The organism is Hymenobacter sp. BT188 (assembly GCF_014333585.1).
In the GTDB taxonomy this organism is placed as follows: domain Bacteria; phylum Bacteroidota; class Bacteroidia; order Cytophagales; family Hymenobacteraceae; genus Hymenobacter.
Window position 1 is genome coordinate 455438 of the sequence record NZ_JACSCW010000001.1, and the last position, 19721, is coordinate 475158.

Genomic DNA, 19721 nt, shown 5'->3' on the forward strand with positions numbered 1-19721 from the left:
AGCGTAGCTGCCATTACGCAGAACTGCCTGTACGCGGTTGGCGGCAACCTGAGCGGCGCCAATAAGGTACACTACTGCTGAGTGGCGTCTAATATGCCCTTGAGCCGCTTTCATCACCTATTCCCCTTTCCATGACGACAAAGCACACCTACGATATGGGCGTGATTGGCAACTGTGCCTTTCTGGCCTTGGTAAAACAAGACACTTCTATTTCCTGGCTTTGCTGGCCCCGCTTTGATAGCAGTTTTGTGTTTGGTAGCCTGCTCGATACGCGCAAGGGCGGCGAGCTCAGCATCAAGCCGTCCACCGAAGCGTTTACCTCGCACCAGTTCTACCAGGAAAATACCAACGTACTCTGCACCGAAATTGAGAACGAGGACGGGCGCTATCGGGTCACGGATTTTGCCCCCCGCTTCCCCCAGTACGACCGCTACTACAAGCCCCTGATGCTGATTCGGAAGATCGAGCCGCTGTCGGGTACGCCGCGCGTGAAGGTGGTTTGCTCGCCGGTCGGTAACTACGGTGAGCTGCCCTTGAGTCGTCGGCGCAGCTCCAACCATATCGCCTTTCTGGGCTTGGAGGAGGAAATTCGTCTTACCACTAACATTCCTCTGACCTACATTCTAGATGAGGAATTTTTTGTGCTCAACGAGCCTAAATACTTGGTGCTCACGTATGGAGCGCCCTTGGAAGCGCCGTTGGAAAGCACGGCTGAGCGGTTTTTGCGCAGCACGGTGCAGTACTGGCAGAAATGGGTGAAAAGTACCAGCATCAGCAGCTTCTATCAGGAGGCCGTTATTCGGTCGGCGCTGGCGCTCAAAATTCACCAGTACGAGGACACGGGGGCCATTATTGCGGCCAGCACCACCAGCTTGCCTGAGGCACCCGGCAGCACCCGTAACTGGGACTACCGCTTCTGCTGGATGCGCGATACCTACTACATCCTCACGGCCTTCAACAACATTGGTCACTTTGAGGAGATGGAGCAGTATTTCCACTACATCGCCAACATTTCCACGAAGGTTAAAGAAAAGTATCAGCCGCTGTACAGCATCAGCGGCGGCACTGAACTGATTGAGCGTGAGCTGGATCTGGAAGGATACCTCGGCAATAAGCCCGTACGCATTGGCAACGACGCCTACACCCACATTCAAAATGACGTGTATGGGCAGGTGCTAGTGGCCTTGCTGCCGCTCTACGTCGACCGCCGCTTCCTCGATAGCGAACGTACTGATTCGCAGAAGTTGGTCTACGATGCTCTGCACATGATCGACAAAACCATGAATATGCCCGACGCTGGTTTGTGGGAATTCAGAACGTTGGCGCAGTATCACAGCTATACCTACTTGTTTCATTGGGCCGGAGCCCACGCCGCGCGTCACGTAGCTCGCCGCCTCCGGAATCCCGAAATGGAAGCCTTAGCCACTCGCCTCATAGAGGAAGCCAGCCAGAAAATCGAGGAGTGCTTTGATGCCAAGCGCGGCGTGTACACCAACGCCATCGGTTCGCCCCACCTCGACGCCAGCACCATGCAGCTCATCATGATGGGCTACCTCGACCCAGCATCGGAGGTAGCCAAAATCCACCTTGTAGAGCTGGAAAAAGAGCTGAAGACGCCCGAAGGTCTGTTCTACCGCTACCGCCACGCCGACGACTTCGGTACGCCTGAAACCACCTTCCTCATCTGCTCTTTCTGGTATGTAGAGGCGTTAGCCTGCGTAGGGCGCGTAGAGGACGCCATTCGCGAGTTCGAGTCACTGCTGACGTACACCAATCATCTGGGCTTGCTCTCGGAAGATGTGGACGCACGCACCGGCTCGCAATGGGGCAATTTCCCGCAGGCGTACAGCCATGTAGGCTTGGTAAATGCGGCCTATCGCATTGCCAAGAAGCTGGACCAGCCGAACTTTGTGTAGGGGCTCAACGATTGGCCTCACCCCCCGGCCCCCTCTCCCGCGGAGAGGGGGAGCCTGACGCTAGTCGTTCTACGCGTCGGCTGTCGCCTCCGCAACCGCTGCCATGTTCCGCTTTTTAAACAGTAAAAAAGCCCCCCAGAAAATATCTGGGGGGCTTTTTTGATGCTGAACTTAGACGATAGAACTGGTAGCAGTACTTGAGGCGCGAGCCGAAAGTGCTGCGTAGGCCGAGCGTCAGGCTCCTCCTCTCCGCGGGAGAGGGGGCCGGGGGGTGAGGCTCCGTTGAACAACCTACGCTTCCACCAAAGCCCGCAATACGCGCCGCACATCGTGGTGAGTATCGAGGTGAAAGCGCGCCAGGGAGCGGTGGGTGCTGCCAACTTTCACGGTGTAGGCGTGGGAGGGCATCGCGCCGAAGGTGTCCTCATCGGTACGGTCGTCGCCGATGGCAATGATAAAGTCGGCGGGGTAGAAGCTGAGCCAGCGCGCGGCACCGGCGCCTTTGTTTACGCCGGCGCTTTTTACTTCCACCACCTTATTGCCCTCCATCACTTGCAAATCGCTGTTGGAGGCCAGAAAGTGCAGATGGCTGGTCAGCTCGCGCGCTCTTACTTCGCCAAGCTCTATGTCGGCGCGGCGGTAGTGCCACACCAGCGAGTATTCTTTTTCCTCCACAAAGGAGCCCGCCGTGCGGCTTACATGCAGATCGAGAATGGGCCTGATTTCGTGCATCCAGTCGTTGGTAAGCGGCCGCAGCATGGTCCATTCTTCGCCCAATGCCCGCAGCCACACGCCGTGTTCCACAATAAAGTCGAGGGGTAAATGGCCAAGCCATTTCTCCAAGGTAGCCCGGTCGCGCCCACTCACAATTATCACGCGGTTGCGCTTGTCGGCGCTCAGGTCGGCTAGCAGCGTGAGCAACTCCTGATCGGGGCCGGCAAGTTGAGGGTTGGAGTTAAATCCGGCTAGCGTGCCATCATAATCCAGGAATAAAAGCCGCTGGGGGGCATTTTTGTATTCGCTGGTCATGCGTTGCAGCTCATCTGCATTCAGAGTTGTAGTGGCCAAGGTTTCTTGCTTTAACTTGCTGTAGGTGAGTCGATTCATAAATAAATCCACCCAGTGGTGAATGTTGTACTTCTTTACCAAAGCCTGCATAGCGCCCATGCGCTGCCGCTGTTCGTCCTCGGGCATTATTAGCGCCTCGTGCATAGCCTCGGCCAGCTGGTTGGTATCCGTGGGGTTGATGATGATGGCATCCGACAGTTCCCGGGCAGCCCCGGCCCGCTCACTCAGAATAAGAACCCCAGGGTTGTCAATCTTACTGGCGATGAATTCTTTAGCTACCAAATTCATGCCGTCCCGCATTGGCGTAACCAGTGCCACTTCGGCCATTCGATACAAAGCTGCCAGTTCCTCAATCGGAAAGGAGCGGTAGAAATACTGAATTGGGTTCCAAGAAATAGTGCGGTACATGCTGTTGATACGGCCGACCAGCTCGTCGATTTCCTCTTTCAACTCCTTATACTGCTCCACTTGGTCGCGGGAGGGCACCACCACCATCAGCAGGGTAGCCCGCTCGCGCCACTCGGGGTAAGTTTGCAGCAACAGTTCATAGGCTCGCAGGCGCTGGGCTATGCCTTTGGTATAGTCGAGACGGTCGATAGACAGGATTATCCGCTCGTTGCGCAGGGCGTCGCGGTACGTTTGCTCGTGCGCGCGGGCCTGCTCCGACTGTGCTACTTCTGCGTATTTGGCTTGGTCGATACCCATTGGAAAAGCGTCAACTAGCACGCTGCGCGTGTTCACTTCCACCAGTCCATTCTGGCTCTGATACCCAAGCAGCTGCGACACGGAGCTCAGAAAATGACGCATGTAGCCGTAAGTGTGGAAGCCAATCAAATCGGCCCCCAGCATGCCTTCCAGCAATTGGCGGCGCCAGGGCAGCACCCGAATCAACTCGTAGGAAGGGAACGGAATGTGCAAGAAGAAGCCAATGCTGCTTTTCGGCCGTGCGGCGCGCAGCATTTGGGGCAACAGTAGCAACTGATAATCGTGCACCCAAATGGTATCATCGGGGCCAGCCAGTTCCAGCACGGCGCGGCAGAATTTTTCATTCACGGCCACGTAAGCATCCCAGTGCGACTGGTCGTAGATGGCGTACTGAGCAAAATAATGGAAGGTTGGCCAGAGCGTTTCGTTGCTGAAGCCTTCGTAAAAATCACGGATTTCACTTTCGGTCAGAAATACGGGTCGCATGCTGTCAGCGCGGAGCTTTTCGCGCACTTCCTGTTCTTCCTCTTCATCTACCGAAATACCAGGCCAGCCCACCCAAACGTTATTATCAGCCCGATAAATGGAGCCCAAGCCGGTGGCTAAGCCCCCTTCGCTGGGGGAAAAAGAAAGGCCCTCTTCACTGCGTTGTACTTTGGTTGGTAGGCGATTAGAAACGATAATCGTACGGGACATAGGGTATTAACTTCGTACACAAATAGCTATTCTTACGGTAAAAAGCACCGTTTCGGCGAAAGTGTTCGTGATCAAAACGTGAAGCAACGAGCCCAAACCGGGGCGGTAACCAGCGAGAATGCCAAAAAAGCCCCCCAGTCGGCATCTGGCGACGGGCAGGCGGAAAGAGAGTTGCTATCAGTGATTCTCCTGCTAAAAAGGTGCATCCCTGTGTGCGGATAGAGGAGAAGCCAGCTAGATAAGGCGCCGCGCCAGCTGAACTGTACACATTCTTTCCTCAGGTATCTGCATCTTTGATTACTCCATACCACCCAGCCCACCCGTCAGGATGATTTTTAGTTTCTCAAAACGAAGGAATGAGCGTTTGGCTCCTTGCCTGGGAGGCACGGTGCTTTGGCTGCTCGTATTCGTTTTGCTGAGCAGCTGTGCTGAGCCCGCTCCTGCTGATCGGGTCAAGATTGGGTTCTCGCAGTGTACCAACGGCGACGCGTGGCGGCAGGCCATGCTGGCCGGTATGAAAAAGGAGTTGAGCTTTCATCCCGGCGTAGAGTTCCGGATGAAGGACGCCCACGACAACAGCACCCTCCAACGCCAGCAGATTCAGGAGTTTCTGAAAGAAGACATCGACCTGCTCATCGTATCGGCCAATGAGGCAGAACCCATTACGCCCATCGTGGAAGAGGTGTTTAACCGGGGCATTCCGGTGGTCATTCTCGACCGCCGGACCACTTCCAAGCTGTATACGGCGTACGTGGGGGGCAATAATGTAGAAGTAGGCCAGACGGCTGCCAACTACATCAGTACCCTGCTGCGGCAGCGCGGCAACGTGCTGGAAATCAAGGGCGCACCTGGTGCTTCGCCTGCCCTCGACCGCCACAAGGGATTCGCTGAAACGCTGGCCGCGTACCCCGGAATGCGCCTAGTAGCGCAGATGCACGGCGACTGGAAGCGGCCCTCCGTCATCCAGAATCTTCCCGCCTTACTCAAAGCTCATCCCGAAGTCGATCTGATTTTTGCCCACAATGACCGTATGGCCCTGGGCGCCTACCAGGTGTGCAAGCAGCTGGGCCTCGATCGTCGCATCAAAGTGGTAGGCGTAGATGGTCTGCCGGGGCCTCACGGTGGTATTCAGTTCGTGCAGGATGGCATCTTGGCGGCTACTATTCTTTACTCGCCGGGCGGGGAGGAGGCCATTCGGACGGCCATGAAAATCATCAAGGGCGAGCCGTACGAAAAGGAGAACATGCTCGGCACGATGGTCATTGACTCGACTAATGCGCTGACGATGAAGATGCAGACGGAAAAGCTGAACAGTCAGCAGGAGGATATTCAGCGCCAGCAGCAGCTTCTGCAGCAGCAGCGCGATACGTATGCCAGCCAGCGAACCGTATTGTATATCCTACTCGCGGCCCTGCTGGGAGCTGCCATATTGGGCTTGGTGGCGTGGCGAGCGTTTCAGGTAAACCGTCGCTTAATTAAACGACTGGAGCGGCAAAATGAGGAAATCAGCTCCCAGCGCAACCAGATAGCCGAGCTAGCTGAGCAGGCCCGCATCGAGACGGAAGCCAAACTTCGCTTCTTCACCAACTTCTCCCACGAGCTGCGCACGCCTCTCACCCTCATTCTGGGCCCAGTAGAGGAAATGCTGACCGCCAGCGCCGATTTATCAGCCGGGCAGCGCCACGATTTAACCTTGGTGCACCGCAATACGCAGCGGTTGTTGCAGCTGGTTAATCAGCTCATGGATTTCCGCAAAATTGAAGTAGGCAAAATGCCCGTTCGGGCATCGGAGGGCAATATTGTGGCTTTCGTGCGCGAGATTATGGACGTGTTCGAGAAGTCGGCCCGGCAGCGTGGTATCATGCTCCGTTTTTTGCCCGCTGAACCCATTATTCCGCTGTGGTTTGATGTCAATATTCTGGATAAGGTCTTCTTTAACCTGCTATCTAACGCTCTGAAATTCACTCCCGACCGGGGCCAAATCACAGTCAGCATTCAGCGCGTACCCACCGACAATACAGTGCGCGTGAGCGTGGAAGATACGGGCAGCGGCATCTCGGAGCAAGACCGGGAGCACATTTTCGAATGGTTTTATCAAGGGCATCAGCCAACTGCCAAAGGCTCGGGCATGGGCTTGGCACTAGCCATGGGCCTTGTGCGCCTGCACCAAGGGCAATTATCGTTTACTAGTCAGCCGGGGCAGGGCAGCACCTTTGTCGTGACTCTACCGCTGGAGCTGCCAGCAGCGCTCCGCAGCAATACACCCTATGCGGGCCTGCCCACTAGCTTCGCTCAGGAGGAAGAAATGCCCCCCAGATCGAAAGAAGACCCAACACCCACGCCTGTTTCTGCGAGCGAGTCCTTGATATTGGTGATTGAGGATAATGAAGACGTGCGGGAATTTGTGGTGCAGAAGCTGGCGCCGCACTTTCAAGTATCATCGGCTGCCGATGGTGACACCGGCTTGCGCCTAGCTGCCGAAACCATTCCGGACCTGATTGTGTGTGATGTGATGCTGCCCGGCCTGAGCGGGCTGGAAGTAGTAACCCAGCTACGTGCTGATTGGCGCACCTCGCATATACCAGTAGTCATGCTCACGGCTCGCAACGCCCCCGAGCAGCAAGTGGAAGGCGTGCAGTCGGGCGCCGACTTATATCTGACCAAGCCTTTCAACCCAACGTTTCTGTTGGAAAGCATCCGCACCTTGCTGGCCAACCGGGCCCACCTGCGCGAGCACTTCCGCCGCGAATTATCAGTAGATACGGCCACGGTCGCTCCCCAGCGCGTGGATCAGAAATTCCTGGCTGAACTCACTGCCATTGTAGAGGCCAACCTCACGCGCTCCGACCTGAGCGTGGAAGATGTAGCGCGCAGCTTGGGCATCTCGCGGGTGCAGCTCTACCGCAAAGTGAAGGCCCTGCTGGGCACCGGCGTCACCGACTTTATTCAGGGCATCCGCCTGACTAAAGCACGCCAAGTTTTGCTCGACGACAGCCTGACTATTGCTGAAGTAGCGTACCAAATGGGCTTCTCTTCGCCCTCATATTTCTCCACCGCTTTCAAAGCCAAGTACCAGATTTCGCCTTCCGAGTTCAAAGCTCTGCACGTTACGCCCCAAAGCTGAATCAAATTTGAAAGGCAGGTATCATGAGCGAAACCCTGGTTTTAAAAATGAATCAGGAATTGTATTTAAGTTATTGATTACAAATGATTTGAGCATTACGTAAACGTTGTATCAAAAATGGAAGACTTTGGAATAATAGAGCACGCTTAGCTAGGCTTCACGACCGAATTTTGAGAAAAAAACAAACGGTCGTGAAAAACAGCAAAGTAGTCTTCTGGTCCATCGTCATTGCCCTGGGGGGCTTTTTGTTTGGCTTTGATACGGCCGTTATATCCGGCGCGGAAAAAGCTATTCAGCAGCTCTGGCAACTCACAGCTTTCGAGCACGGGTTCACCATATCCATCGCGCTTATAGGTACGGTGCTCGGCGCCTTGCTGGGGGGCATTCCTTCCGATAGACTGGGTCGCCGCAAGACCCTGATCTGGATTGCGGTCCTCTACTTCGTCTCGGCTTTGGGCGCGGCCATGGCTCCGAGCTGGGTGCCTTTTCTGATCTTCCGCTTCCTTGGTGGTCTGGGGGTAGGCGCCTCCTCCGTCACGGCCCCGCTCTACATTTCCGAGATTTCACCAGCCGCCTCCCGGGGCCGCATGGTGGCGCTGTTTCAGTTCAACATCGTCTTTGGAATCCTGATTGCCTACCTCTCCAACTACCTGCTCGCTGATAGCGGCGACGCGGCCTGGCGCTGGATGCTCGGCGTGCAAGTGTTCCCGGCCGCCGCATTTTTACTCCTACTTTTCCGCGTCCCCGAAAGCCCCCGTTGGCTGATCACGAAGAAGGGTCTGGTAGAAGAGGGCCGCGAAATTCTGCGCATCATCAACCCCACTTCATTCGACAGTGACGTCACGGCTATCCTGACGTCGCAGGCTCAGGAAGGTGCCGGGGGGGAGTCGCTCTTCACCAGGAAGCATATTGGGCCGGTAATGCTGGCCGTGCTGTTCGCCGTTTTCAATCAGGTTTCCGGCATCAATGCTATCCTGTATTATGCCCCCCGCATCTTCGAAATGACGGGCCTTGGCACCAACTCGGCCCTGCTTTCGTCGGCAGGCTTGGGCCTGATCAACTTCGCCTTTACCCTGCTGGCCATGAACTTCATCGACCGGTTTGGCCGCCGCAAACTAATGCTCATTGGCTCCTTTGGCCTGATTGTCACGCTCGGTTTGGTAGCACGTTCTTTCTACACCGAGCAGTTTACGGGCTTCACGGTACCCATCCTTTTGTTTGTGTACATCGCCTTTTTCGCCTTCTCACAAGGCGCTGTTATCTGGGTATTTATCTCCGAAATCTTCCCCAATAGCGTGCGCGCTAAAGGGCAGGCGCTGGGTAGCTCCACGCACTGGATCATGGCAACCATCATCGCCTTCACCTTCCCTTATTTCGCCGAGCACCTTGGCGGCGGCCACACCTTCCTCTTTTTCTGCCTGATGATGGTGCTGCAATTAATCTTTGTGTGGCGCTTCATGCCTGAGACGAAAGGCACCAGCCTAGAGCAAGTTGAGAAGATCTTGGTGGTGCATTAAGAGTCTATCATAGAAGGCAAAAAGCCCCCCACAAGAACGTCATGCAGAGCACAGCGAAGCAGCTCGCGTGCTGAAGCCTAATTAGTAATCCAGCTAAACACGCGAGATGCTTCGCTGTGCTCTGCATGACCGCCTGATTGGATTGTGGCAATGGTCACCTGATTTAAAAGCGTCTTTCCGAAAACGATTACAGCTGCCGGGTTGCTTTTGCCCACCAGCGCTGGTCAGCTTTTTACTCCCTCTACTTTATACAACTCCCATGAAAAAGCTTGTACTCATGCGCCGCCGGACACTCCTGCCCACGGCGCTGGCTGCTCTGCTGCTGACGGCCCCAAACCTCGTCGCAGCCCACAACCGAATAGAACGGATCAGTGTCTATAAGGCTGACATCCAGGTAACTGGTCAGGTAGTGGACGACAAGGGCGCGGGCATACCCGGCGTAACCGTGCTTGTGAAAGGCACCACCAACGGCACCGCTACCGACCCCGACGGCCGCTTCAGCCTCACCGTCCCGGACGATGCGGTGCTGACCTTTTCTTCTATCGGGTTTTTGTCGCAGGAAATCGTAGTCGGTGGCCGCACCAGTATCAACGTAACGATGGCCTCCGATACCAAAACCCTGGACGAAGTGGTGGTGACGGGCTACCAGACCCAGCGCAAAGCCGACCTGACCGGTGCCGTATCGGTAGTCAAAACCGAGGAAATCAAGGACATGGCCTCCAACGATGTAACCCGCAACCTACAGGGCCGGGTGCCGGGCGTGAACATCACTACCGACGGCGCGCCGGGTAGCTCGGCTACCGTGCGCATTCGCGGCATCGGCACCTTGGGTAACAACGACCCGCTCTACGTCATCGACGGAATTCCGACGCGGGAAGGCATCAACCAGATCAACCAGAATGACATCGAGTCAATTCAGGTGCTGAAAGACGCTTCGGCCGCCAGCATCTACGGTTCGCGGGCCAGTAACGGCGTCATTATCATCACGACCAAGAAGGCCAAGCAGGGCGCTACGCGGGTAGATTTCTCGACCTTCTTCACCCTCCAGACGCCGGGTCCGCACATCCAGATGCTCAATACCCTGGACTATGGACGGGTGTACTGGCAGGCGGCCACCAACGACGGCGCCGTGCCCAGCCGTCCCTTTTACACGTTTCAGACGCGCACGGGTCCCGACGGCCGGCCAGTGCTTGACCAGGTTATTGTGCCCGAGTTTATCGACAAAGAGCAAACGATGCGCGCTGCCGATACCGACTGGTTTAAGGAAACCCAGCAGAACGCCCTGATTCAGAGCTACAACCTAAGCGTGAGCAGCGGCGGCGAGCGGGGAGGAGCGTTGTTCTCCCTGAACTACTACGATAATTCCGGTACTCTTAAACACTCTGGCTTTAACCGCTACACGGCCCGCCTCAACTCCGATTACAACTTCCTGGGGGGCAAATTAAAGATTGGCGAAAACCTGACCATCGTCAAGTCGCAGCGAGCGGAGTTCGACCTGAACCTGGTGCGCGACCGGACCACCCAGTTGCCCTCTATCGTTCCTGTGCGCACCGTGGATGGCATCGGCTGGGGCGGACCCGTGGAAGGCATGAGCGACCGTGACAATCCCTTGCGCCTGCTCGCTGACAACCAGCAGAACCGCTCCAACACGGGTCGGGCCTTCGGTAATGTGTTTGCCGACGCCGAACTGCTGCCCGGCCTGCACCTACGCACCAGCTTCGGCATCGACTACAGCATGTACAAGTTCCGCCAGATCTACAAAACCTATAAGGCTGGTTTCCTCTCCGAAGCGAATAACCGGGTCACCGACAACCAGCGCTTCTTCGGCAACTGGGTGTGGCAGAACACTTTGAACTACGACATGACGCTGGGGGGCAAACATCAGCTCAACTTCGTGGCCGGCACCGAGCGCATCAGCTACTACGACGAGGGCAGCTACGCTTCCCGCACCAACTTCGCCAGCGAAGACCTGACCTACGCCTACCTCGACGCGGGCGCGGCCAACAAAGACAACGGCGGCTCCGGCACTGCCTACAAGCTGGCTTCCTACTTCGGTAAATTTAACTACTCGTTGGCTGACAAGTACTTAGCCTCTGTGACCATCCGCCGTGATGGCTCCTCCCGCTTTGGTGAAGACAACCGGTTCGGGGTATTTCCGGCCGCGTCGGTGGGCTGGCGCTTGAGCGAAGAGAACTTCGTGAAAAACACGGCGCCGTTCTTTGCTGACCTGAAGCTGCGCGCCGGCTGGGGCCAAACCGGTAACCAGGACATCGCCAACTTCGCCTCCCGCGGCCTCTACCAGTCGCTGCTAGGCACCCTGGACCCCAACTTTGAGTACGACCGCGGCACGGCTTACGACATTTTCGGCAACGACACCAATTTGCCTTCCGGCTACCGCCGCGTACAGCAGGCCAACCCTGATCTGAAGTGGGAAACCACCACCCAAACCAACCTCGGTGTTGACTTCGGCTTGCTGGATAACCGCCTCACAGGTTCGGTCGATTACTTCATCAAGAAAAGCGAAGACATCCTCGTGAATTTGCCTTACCTAGCCGTAGTAGGCGAGGGCGGCGACAAGTTTGTGAACGGCGCTTCGATCGAAAACAAGGGCTGGGAATTTCTGGTAGGCTACCAGAATGAGCTGGTTAACGGCCTGACGTACAGTATCACCGGCAACCTCTCTACATACCGCAACAAGCTCACTTTCCTGCCTGATGAGGTTATCAATGCTTACGGCGGGAACGGCCAGGACGTAACTCGCTTGGGCCACTCCATCAACGCGGTGTACGGCTACGTAGCCGACGGCTTGTATCAGAATACCAACGAAGTAAGCGAAGGTCCCACGCAAGTAGGCGCCGCTCCCGGCCGTATCCGCTACAAGGACCTGAACGGCGACGGCAAAGTTGACAATTTCGACCAGACCTGGATTACCGAAGGCGTGCCGGACTTCAACTACGGCCTCAACCTGGGCGCTGGCTACAAAGGCTTCGACGTGCAAGTGTTCCTGCAAGGGGTGCAAGGCTTGGAGGCTTATAACAACGCCAAATTCCGGACTGACTTCGCATCCATCGCTTCGGGTGAGAACTGGGGTGAGCGCCTACTCGATGCTTGGTCGCCAACTAACACAGGCTCCTCGATTCCGGCTCTTACCCTGCAAAACTCCAACAACGAAGGCCGCGCTTCGACCTACTTCATCGAAAATGCTTCTTACCTGAAGCTGCGCAATATCCAGCTGGGCTATTCGCTGCCCTCTACCTTGGTAAACAAGATCAAGCTGCAAGGAGTGCGCGTGTACGTGCAGAGCCAGAACTTATTCACTGTCAAGAGCAAGGAGTACACCGGTCCGGACCCTGAGGTAACCAACTACCAGTACCCGGTTCCCCGCATTTTCACCACCGGACTCAACGTTTCCTTCTAATCATCCGCCAGCCTTACTATCATGAAAATTCTGAAAACCAGCGTCCTGGCTATTTCGCTGCTCGCCCTTTCCCCTGGCTGCAACGACAAAGAGTTCCTCAATGTGCAGCCCACCGGCGCGCTCAGCGACGACCAGCTGAATACCGCCGCCAATATTGAAAAGCAGGTTATTGCCACCTACTCCCAACTTGGCAACGACGTGTACCGCGCGCCTTACACCTCGCTGTGGCCCTACGGCAACGTCCGCGCCGGCGACGCTTACAAAGGTGGCAACGGCACAGCCGACGTGGATGCGTTTCACTTCTACGAAACCTTCACCTTCAACCGCGTCGATGTAGGCAACACCGACGAGCTGTGGTTCCTGATCTACATTGGCATTTCGCGGGCCAACGACGCCCTTCGCCGCCTGGAAACCGTTGATGCGGCAGCCATGCCGAATAAGGCCATTCGCCAGGGCGAGATGCGCTTTCTCCGCGGCCACTTCTACTTTATGCTGAAGGAGCTTTTCAAGCGCGTTCCCTACATTGACGAGAAAGTGCCCACTGCGGAGTACGCTACTGTTTCGAACGTAGCCCTAACTAACGACGAGCTATGGACTAAGATTGCCGACGACTTCCGCTTTGCTGTGGCTAATCTGCCTGACGCTCAGCCTGAAATTGGGCGGGCCAATAAATCGGCGGCGCAGGCTTATCTGGCCAAAACGCTTCTTTTTCAGGCTTACGTACAGAGCGACAACAACGCTGTTACGTCCGTTGATCAGGCTAAGCTTCAGGAGGTTGTAGCCTTAACTGACCAGGTAATTGCTTCGGGCAAGTACTCGCTGCACTCTGATTTTGCCACCAACTTCCTGACGGCCGGCGATAACGGCGTGGAGTCGGTGTTTGCTATCCAGTTTTCGCGCAACGATGGCACCCCCAAAGGCCGCACGGACCGTGGCAACTGCCTGAACTATCCAATGAACCCCGACTATGGCTGCTGCGGGTTTCATCAGCCCAGCCAGAACCTCGTTAACGCCTTCAAGACGGACACCCAGGGGCTGCCGCTGTTTGAGACCTTCAACAACTCGGACCTAAGCGCTCCTGCTGATTTCCAGGCCAATACCGTCGATCCGCGCCTCGATCATTCTGTTGGCATTCCGTCTCATCCTTACAAATACTCGCCGTCATTCATCTTTGAAACCTCCTGGCTCCGCGATCAGAATACCTATGGGGTGTATATGTCGATGAAGGAAAACGTGCTGCCCTCGGATCCGAGCTTCCAGAAAACGCCCCCCTTCATGACCTCATCGAAGAACTGGACCATCATCCGCTACGCCGATGTGCTGCTCTGGAAAGCGGAAGCCTTGATTGAGTTAAATCGTGCGGCCGAAGCGCTGCCCATCATCAACCGGATTCGGCAACGGGCCCAGAACAGCACGGCCCGGTTGAAAACCACCACCGGCGCCAACATCTCCAACTACCGGATCGGCCAGTATTCGGCCGGAGCTTGGAACCAAGCCTACGCCCGCCAGGCGCTGCGCTTTGAGCGTCGCTTAGAATTTGCGTTGGAAGGGCAGCGCTTCTTCGACCTCGTACGCTGGGGAATCGCCGCTGAGTACTTGAATACTTACTTCGAAAAGGAGAAAACGAAGCGTCAGCATCTGAAGGACGCCCGCTTCACCCGCGGCCGCGACGAATACCTGCCAATTCCGTTAAACCAAATCAACTTCAGCAAAGGACTTTATCAGCAGAATCCGGGTTGGTAGGCGCGGCAAACGATTGCCTCACCCCCTAGCCCCCTCTCTTAGGGGAGGGGAGTAACTAGCTTTTAGTTTTTCTAGACGAGTATTTTGTAGCAGTCTAATTTTTAGAGCTAGTTCTCCCTCTCCCCTAGGAGAGGGGGCTAGGGGGTGAGGCCCGTCGATTGAACGCTACCATAATCATAAAATCAACTTCTTATGCAAAATACAGTTGTGTGCTTCGGTGAAACGCTCTGGGATGTGTTGCCCTCGGGCAAACAGCCGGGCGGGGCCCCCTTCAACGTAGCGGTGCACCTGCATCAATTCGGACAACCCGTGGAGCTGATCAGCCGGGTCGGCGACGACGATCTGGGAACGGAACTATTGGATTTCCTGGAAAACCGAGGCGTCAGCACGAAGTATGTGCAGCGCGGCAAAACCCATCTAACGGGCGTAGTGAAGGCCAACGTGGACGACCGCAATGAGGTGGTTTACAAGATTGTGCAGCCCGTGGCCTGGGACTACATTCAGTATGACAACGAGGTGCGCGACCTGGTCGCTGGAGCTAAAGTATTCGTGTATGGAAGTCTAGCGGCGCGGAGCCAAGCCACGCGCGAGACCTTGTATCGGTTGTTGCAGAGCGCCCAGCTCAAGGTGTTCGACGTGAACATGCGCCCTCCGCACTACACCCGCGAGGTCATTAAATACCTCCTGGAACAAGCCGATGTGGTGAAGATGAATCACCACGAACTGGCCGAAATTATGGATTGGTTTGGCGGCAGCACCGAAGACGAAGCGGCCCTGGCTGGACTGGCCAGCCGTTTTGACCTGAAGGCCGTGTGCGTGACGCTCGGCGCCGACGGGGCTATGCTGTGGGCTGGGGGGCAATTTTACCGCGCTCCCGGCATCAAAGTCGAAGTGGTGGACACCATCGGCAGCGGCGACGCGTTTCTGGCGGCGTTTCTGCGGGCTTGGCTAAGCGGACGCCCCTACGATGAATGCCTGCGTATTGCCTGCGCTAGTGGGGCTTTAGTAGCTACTTATCAGGGCGCAACCCCGGCCCTCAGCGAAGCACATATAACTGAGTTGCTGCAAGTAGGCCGCCCCGCCTAGATTCAGTTAGAACGTCATGCAGAGCGAAAGCGAAGCATCTCGTGTGTTTGACAGGATTAGTAACCTCACATCAGCACGCGAGATGCTTCGCTGCGCTCTGCATGACTACCTTACTTAAATAAAAATGCCTCTCCCTATGAAAAAACTGATTTGTCTAACCATGGGCCTGCTGGGTTTGACGCTCAGCGGCTGGGCCCAACGGCCACAAGCTACTGAGCAGTACCGCCCCAAGTTTCACTTCACCCCGAAGGCCAACTGGATGAACGACCCCAACGGCATGGTCTTCAGCAAGGGCACATACCACTTGTTCTATCAATATTATCCCGACAGCACCATCTGGGGGCCGATGCACTGGGGGCACGCCACCAGTAAAGATCTGGTAAGCTGGCAGCACCAGCCCGTTGCCTTATATCCTGACAGCCTGGGTTATATTTTCTCGGGCAGCGCCGTGCTGGATGTGAATAATACTTCGGGCTTCGGCAAAAACGGGCAGGTGCCGATGGTGGCCATTTTCACGCATCACAACCCTAAGCTGGAGAAACTGGGGGGCAATAAGCACCAGAATCAAAGCATTGCTTATAGCCTCGACGAAGGCAAAACCTGGACGAAATACGACAAGAACCCGGTTCTGAAAAACCCCGGCATTCAGGATTTTCGCGACCCCAAAGTGAGCTGGTACGAGAAGGATAAGAAGTGGATCATGACCCTGGCTACCAAAGACCGTATCACGTTCTACTCTTCGCCCAACCTGAAAGACTGGACTAAGCAAAGTGAGTTTGGCGAAAAGGTAGGCGCCCACGGTGGCGTATGGGAGTGCCCCGACCTGTTTCCGCTGACGCTGGGGGGCAAAAAATACTGGGTGCTGCTGGTCAGCATCAACCCCGGTGGACCCAACAAGGGCTCGGCCACGCAGTACTTCGTGGGCGACTTCGACGGCAAGAAGTTCACGCCGCTTTCTACTGACACCAAATGGGTTGATTACGGTCCCGATAACTATGCGGGCGTAACGTGGTCGAACACCGGCGACCGGAAGATTTTTCTGGGGTGGATGAGCAACTGGGAGTACGCTAACCAAGTGCCTACTTACCCCTGGCGCAGCGCCATGACCATCCCGCGCGACTTATCGCTGCGCAAAGTGGGAACGGAATTGCTGTTGGTGTCGCAGCCATCCAAGGAAGTAAGCAAGCTGGAATCGGGGGAAATTACGCTGGATAATGTGGCGGTGAAAGGGGAGATGAACCTGTCGGACAAGACCAAAAACACGGGTCCATTTCAACTGAAACTAACTGCTGATCAGCTTGCTGATTTTGCTGTGGTTTTGACTAACGACCGCAAGGAAGAAGTACTGATTGGCTACGACAAAAAAGCCAATCAATATTACATCGACCGCACTAAGTCGGGCAAGTTTGACTTCAGCGACAAGTTTGCTATGCGCGCCACCGCGCCCCGCCTCACCACGGCCGCCAAGATGGACCTCACGCTCATTGTGGATGCCGCCTCGGTGGAAGTATTTGCCGATGAGGGTCTGACCGCCATGACGGGCATTTTCTTTCCCACTGAAGAATTCAAAACCATCAAGGTGCGGGCCGTCAATCCGCTTACGCTGCGTAAAGTCACTTACAAACGCATGGGCATCGGAATCTGATAACGCTGTGACGGTTTCATCTGAAGAAGCCGCGAGCTAAAAGCCAATCGGGTAGCGTGCTGAGCTAAGTTCAGCACGCTACCCGATTGGCTTTTATAACATCATCATAAAATACAACATTGACGTAGGCTTAAGGCCTCTTCTTACTCTGGCATATAGTGCAAGATGACTTCAGAATCGCATTATTTGAGCAAAATCAAAAGCCCGAGTGGGAGGAATGAGAACGTTCCCGGTAACGATTGCGCAAATAAACTCTTCGCTAAGTCCGTTTCCCTCGCGACTCCGTCTGTAGCTTAAGCTATTGCTCAATAGCTGCTGAAGCGGCCGCATCAGGAAAGAATTATACTCCAGCCCGAGCTGGGGGCTTTTTTCCTTAAAGCTCATTCGATGAAAAAATACGCTGTATTGCTCCTGTCTTTGATCGCCCTGGCCTTCCGACCGGCCGAGGAAAAGAAGGTTCAAGTATTCCTGGTTGGCGACTCTACAATGTCGGAGAAGCCGGACCGCAGCAAGCCGGAGCGTGGCTGGGGCATGTATTTCGATCAGTTCTTTGACGGCGAAACCACCGTGCAGAACCACGCCATGAACGGGCGCAGCACCCGTAACTTCCGCCACGAAGGCCGCTGGGCCAAGGTGATGGAGCAGGTGAGGCCCGGCGACTGGGTGCTCATCCAGTTTGGTCACAACGACAGCAAGAAAGAAGACACCGCCCGCTACGCCGCGCCCCAAACTGATTACCGCAAGAACCTAACACGCTACGTGCAGGAAGCCAAGCAGCGGGGGGCAAATCCGGTGCTGCTCACGCCCGTGGGCCGGCGCTACTTCGATGAGCAGGGCAAGCGCAAAGACGACCACGGTGAATATCCGGCTGTGGTGCGCGAGGTAGCCAAGTCGCAGAAAGTGCCGCTGATTGACATGCACGAAAAGAGCTGGGCGCTGTACTCCCAACTCGGTGAAAAGGGCAGCCGGGACCTTTTCTGGAGTTACCAGAACGGCTACTACCAGGAGAATCCGGTGGCGCCTGCTAAGAACGATAACACGCACTTTTCCGCCTACGGCGCTGAGCTGATAGCACAGCTAGTAGCTCAGGATATAAAGAAGCAAAACTTAGGTTTGGCTGGTCACCTGAAGCCGCTGGCCTTCGATGGCAAATACGCCTTCGACTTGCCAGTGGTGCTCCAAGCTTCATTCCGTGCCGATACGTTCAACATCACCAAGTTCGGCGCCGTAGCCGATGGCCAAACCCTGAACACCGAAGCATTTCGCAAAGCTATTGATGCATGCAGCCAGCAAGGTGGCGTGGTGCTCGTGCCGCGCGGCCTGTGGCTCACGGGTCCTGTCCAATTGAAAAGCAACGTGAACCTGCACGTGCAGCGGGGCGCTTTGGTCCAGTTTAGCAACAAGCTCTCGGATTACAAACTCATTAAAACCAACTGGGAAGGCGAGGATGCCGTGCGCAATCAGTCGCCCATTTCGGGCTACGATCTGGTAAATATTGCCATCACCGGCGAGGGTACCTTCGACGGTGCCGGCGATGTGTGGCGCATGGTGAAAAAGGAAAAGCTCAGCGAAGGCCAGTGGCAGAAGCTGGTGAAGTCGGGGGGCTTTTTGGATGAAAAAGGCACTACTTGGTACCCCACGGCCAACTCGCTGAAAGGCTCGCTGTCTCCTAAAATCTGGGTTATTCCGGCTGGTCAAGCCGACGTAGATTTCAACCGCTACACCGAAGTAAAAGACTTCCTGCGGCCCAATATGCTCAGCCTGCAGCGTTGCAAGCAGATTCTGCTCGAAGGATTCACCATTCAGAACTCACCCGCCTGGACCATTCACCCATTGCTCTGTGACAACATTACGCTACGCAATGTGACCGCCAAAAACCCTTGGTACGGCCAAAATACGGACGCGCTAGACCTCGAATCCTGCCGCAACGGGCTGGTGGAAGGCTGCACCTTCGACGTGGGCGACGACGGCATCTGTATCAAGTCAGGCCGCGACGAGCAGGGTCGTAAGCGCGGCATCCCCACTGAGAACTTCATCATCCGCGATACGAAAGTGTACCACGCCCACGGCGGCTTCGTAATTGGCTCCGAAATGTCGGGCGGCGCCCGCAACATTTATGTGACCAACTGCACTTTCATGGGTACCGATGTGGGTTTGCGCTTCAAAACAGCTCGCGGTCGGGGTGGGGTAGTAGAGAACATCTTCGTAGACGGCGTGGACATGACCGATATTGCCGGTGAAGCTATCCTGTTTGATATGTTTTACGCGGCCAAAGACCCGGTGCAGGTAAACGGTGAGGCTTTTTCTATTCCTGAAATCAAGGCTGAGCCTCTGAATGAAGGCACTCCGCAGTTTCGCAGCTTCCGCATCAAGAATGTAACCTGCAAGGGCGCCAATACCGGCATTCTAATTCGCGGTGTGCCCGAGATGAACATCAAGGATATTGAGATTGAAAATGTCGTGCTGGAAAGCAAGAAAGGCCTCGTGTGTCAGGAAGCGGATGGTATTCGACTGAAAAATGTCGCGCTATTTTCCACCGAAACCAAGCCAGTGCTGGAAGTGCAAAACAGCCGCAACATCGTGCTGGACAATATCCGCTATACCAGCGGCGCCGACTTGCTGCTCCGCGTAACCGGCGACCGGAGTAAGAATGTGAAATTGGTAAACACCAACACCAAAGGCGCGAAGGAGGATGTGGAGTTCGGGAAGAAAGTGTCAAAAAAAGTAGTTACCGTTTCCAGCCGCTAACGCCAGAACCGAAATTCCCCTCCTCGATTGGGGTGGGTAACTTGCTCATCGCTTA

The 19721-nt window shown here is 55.6% G+C and carries 9 protein-coding genes; 8 read left to right on the forward strand and 1 reads right to left on the reverse strand.

Going from position 1 to position 19721, the window contains the following annotated elements; all coding sequences use genetic code 11:
* The first annotated feature begins 131 nt into the window (after positions 1-131).
* Positions 132-1916, forward strand: coding sequence for a glycoside hydrolase family 15 protein (locus H8B13_RS01850; RefSeq protein WP_187309124.1), 1785 nt, complete (start codon positions 132-134; stop codon positions 1914-1916).
* Between the two features lie 291 nt (positions 1917-2207).
* Here H8B13_RS01850 and H8B13_RS01855 read toward each other — a convergent pair whose 3' ends face one another.
* Positions 2208-4385 carry a bifunctional alpha,alpha-trehalose-phosphate synthase (UDP-forming)/trehalose-phosphatase gene (locus tag H8B13_RS01855; RefSeq protein ID WP_187309125.1) on the reverse strand — a complete coding sequence of 726 codons (2178 nt, stop codon included), beginning with the start codon at positions 4383-4385 and terminating at the stop codon, positions 2208-2210.
* Between the two features lie 364 nt (positions 4386-4749).
* On the opposite strand from H8B13_RS01855, the gene H8B13_RS01860 reads away from it, so the two are divergent.
* The 7 genes from H8B13_RS01860 (at position 4750) to H8B13_RS01890 (ending at position 19666) form a co-directional block, all read left to right on the forward strand.
* Complete coding sequence (locus H8B13_RS01860) at positions 4750-7509, forward strand: substrate-binding domain-containing protein (RefSeq protein WP_261990188.1); 2760 nt, start codon at positions 4750-4752, stop codon at positions 7507-7509.
* Positions 7510-7700: 191 nt separating this feature from the next.
* Positions 7701-9026, forward strand: a complete 1326-nt coding sequence (locus H8B13_RS01865) for a sugar porter family MFS transporter (RefSeq protein ID WP_410054427.1) — start codon at positions 7701-7703, stop codon at positions 9024-9026.
* Between the two features lie 259 nt (positions 9027-9285).
* Positions 9286-12444 (forward strand): SusC/RagA family TonB-linked outer membrane protein, encoded by a 3159-nt coding sequence (locus H8B13_RS01870; protein ID WP_187309127.1) that lies wholly within the window; start codon positions 9286-9288, stop codon positions 12442-12444.
* A 21-nt stretch (positions 12445-12465) separates the two neighbouring features.
* On the forward strand, positions 12466-14187 hold the full coding sequence (locus tag H8B13_RS01875; protein ID WP_187309128.1) for a RagB/SusD family nutrient uptake outer membrane protein: 1722 nt from the start codon (positions 12466-12468) through the stop codon (positions 14185-14187).
* A gap of 192 nt (positions 14188-14379) precedes the next feature.
* Positions 14380-15273, forward strand: a complete 894-nt coding sequence (locus H8B13_RS01880; RefSeq protein ID WP_187309129.1) for a carbohydrate kinase family protein — start codon at positions 14380-14382, stop codon at positions 15271-15273.
* Between the two features lie 136 nt (positions 15274-15409).
* Positions 15410-16918 (forward strand): glycoside hydrolase family 32 protein, encoded by a 1509-nt coding sequence (locus H8B13_RS01885; RefSeq protein ID WP_187309130.1) that lies wholly within the window; start codon positions 15410-15412, stop codon positions 16916-16918.
* A 387-nt stretch (positions 16919-17305) separates the two neighbouring features.
* Positions 17306-19666: a glycosyl hydrolase family 28 protein gene (locus H8B13_RS01890; protein ID WP_187309131.1), complete on the forward strand. Its 2361-nt coding sequence runs from the start codon at positions 17306-17308 to the stop codon at positions 19664-19666.
* Positions 19667-19721: the final 55 nt, after the last annotated feature.

What these genes read in the sequence shown, in the direction of transcription:
- H8B13_RS01850 (WP_187309124.1), top strand. Translation starts at nt 132, where the DNA reads ATGACGACAAAGCACACCTACGATATGGGCGTGATTGGCAACTGTGCC.
- H8B13_RS01885 (WP_187309130.1), top strand. Translation starts at nt 15,410, where the DNA reads ATGAAAAAACTGATTTGTCTAACCATGGGCCTGCTGGGTTTGACGCTC.
- H8B13_RS01890 (WP_187309131.1), top strand. Translation starts at nt 17,306, where the DNA reads ATGAAAAAATACGCTGTATTGCTCCTGTCTTTGATCGCCCTGGCCTTC.
- H8B13_RS01870 (WP_187309127.1), top strand. Translation starts at nt 9,286, where the DNA reads ATGAAAAAGCTTGTACTCATGCGCCGCCGGACACTCCTGCCCACGGCG.
- H8B13_RS01880 (WP_187309129.1), top strand. Translation starts at nt 14,380, where the DNA reads ATGCAAAATACAGTTGTGTGCTTCGGTGAAACGCTCTGGGATGTGTTG.
- H8B13_RS01855 (WP_187309125.1), bottom strand. Translation starts at nt 4,385, where the DNA reads ATGTCCCGTACGATTATCGTTTCTAATCGCCTACCAACCAAAGTACAA.
- H8B13_RS01875 (WP_187309128.1), top strand. Translation starts at nt 12,466, where the DNA reads ATGAAAATTCTGAAAACCAGCGTCCTGGCTATTTCGCTGCTCGCCCTT.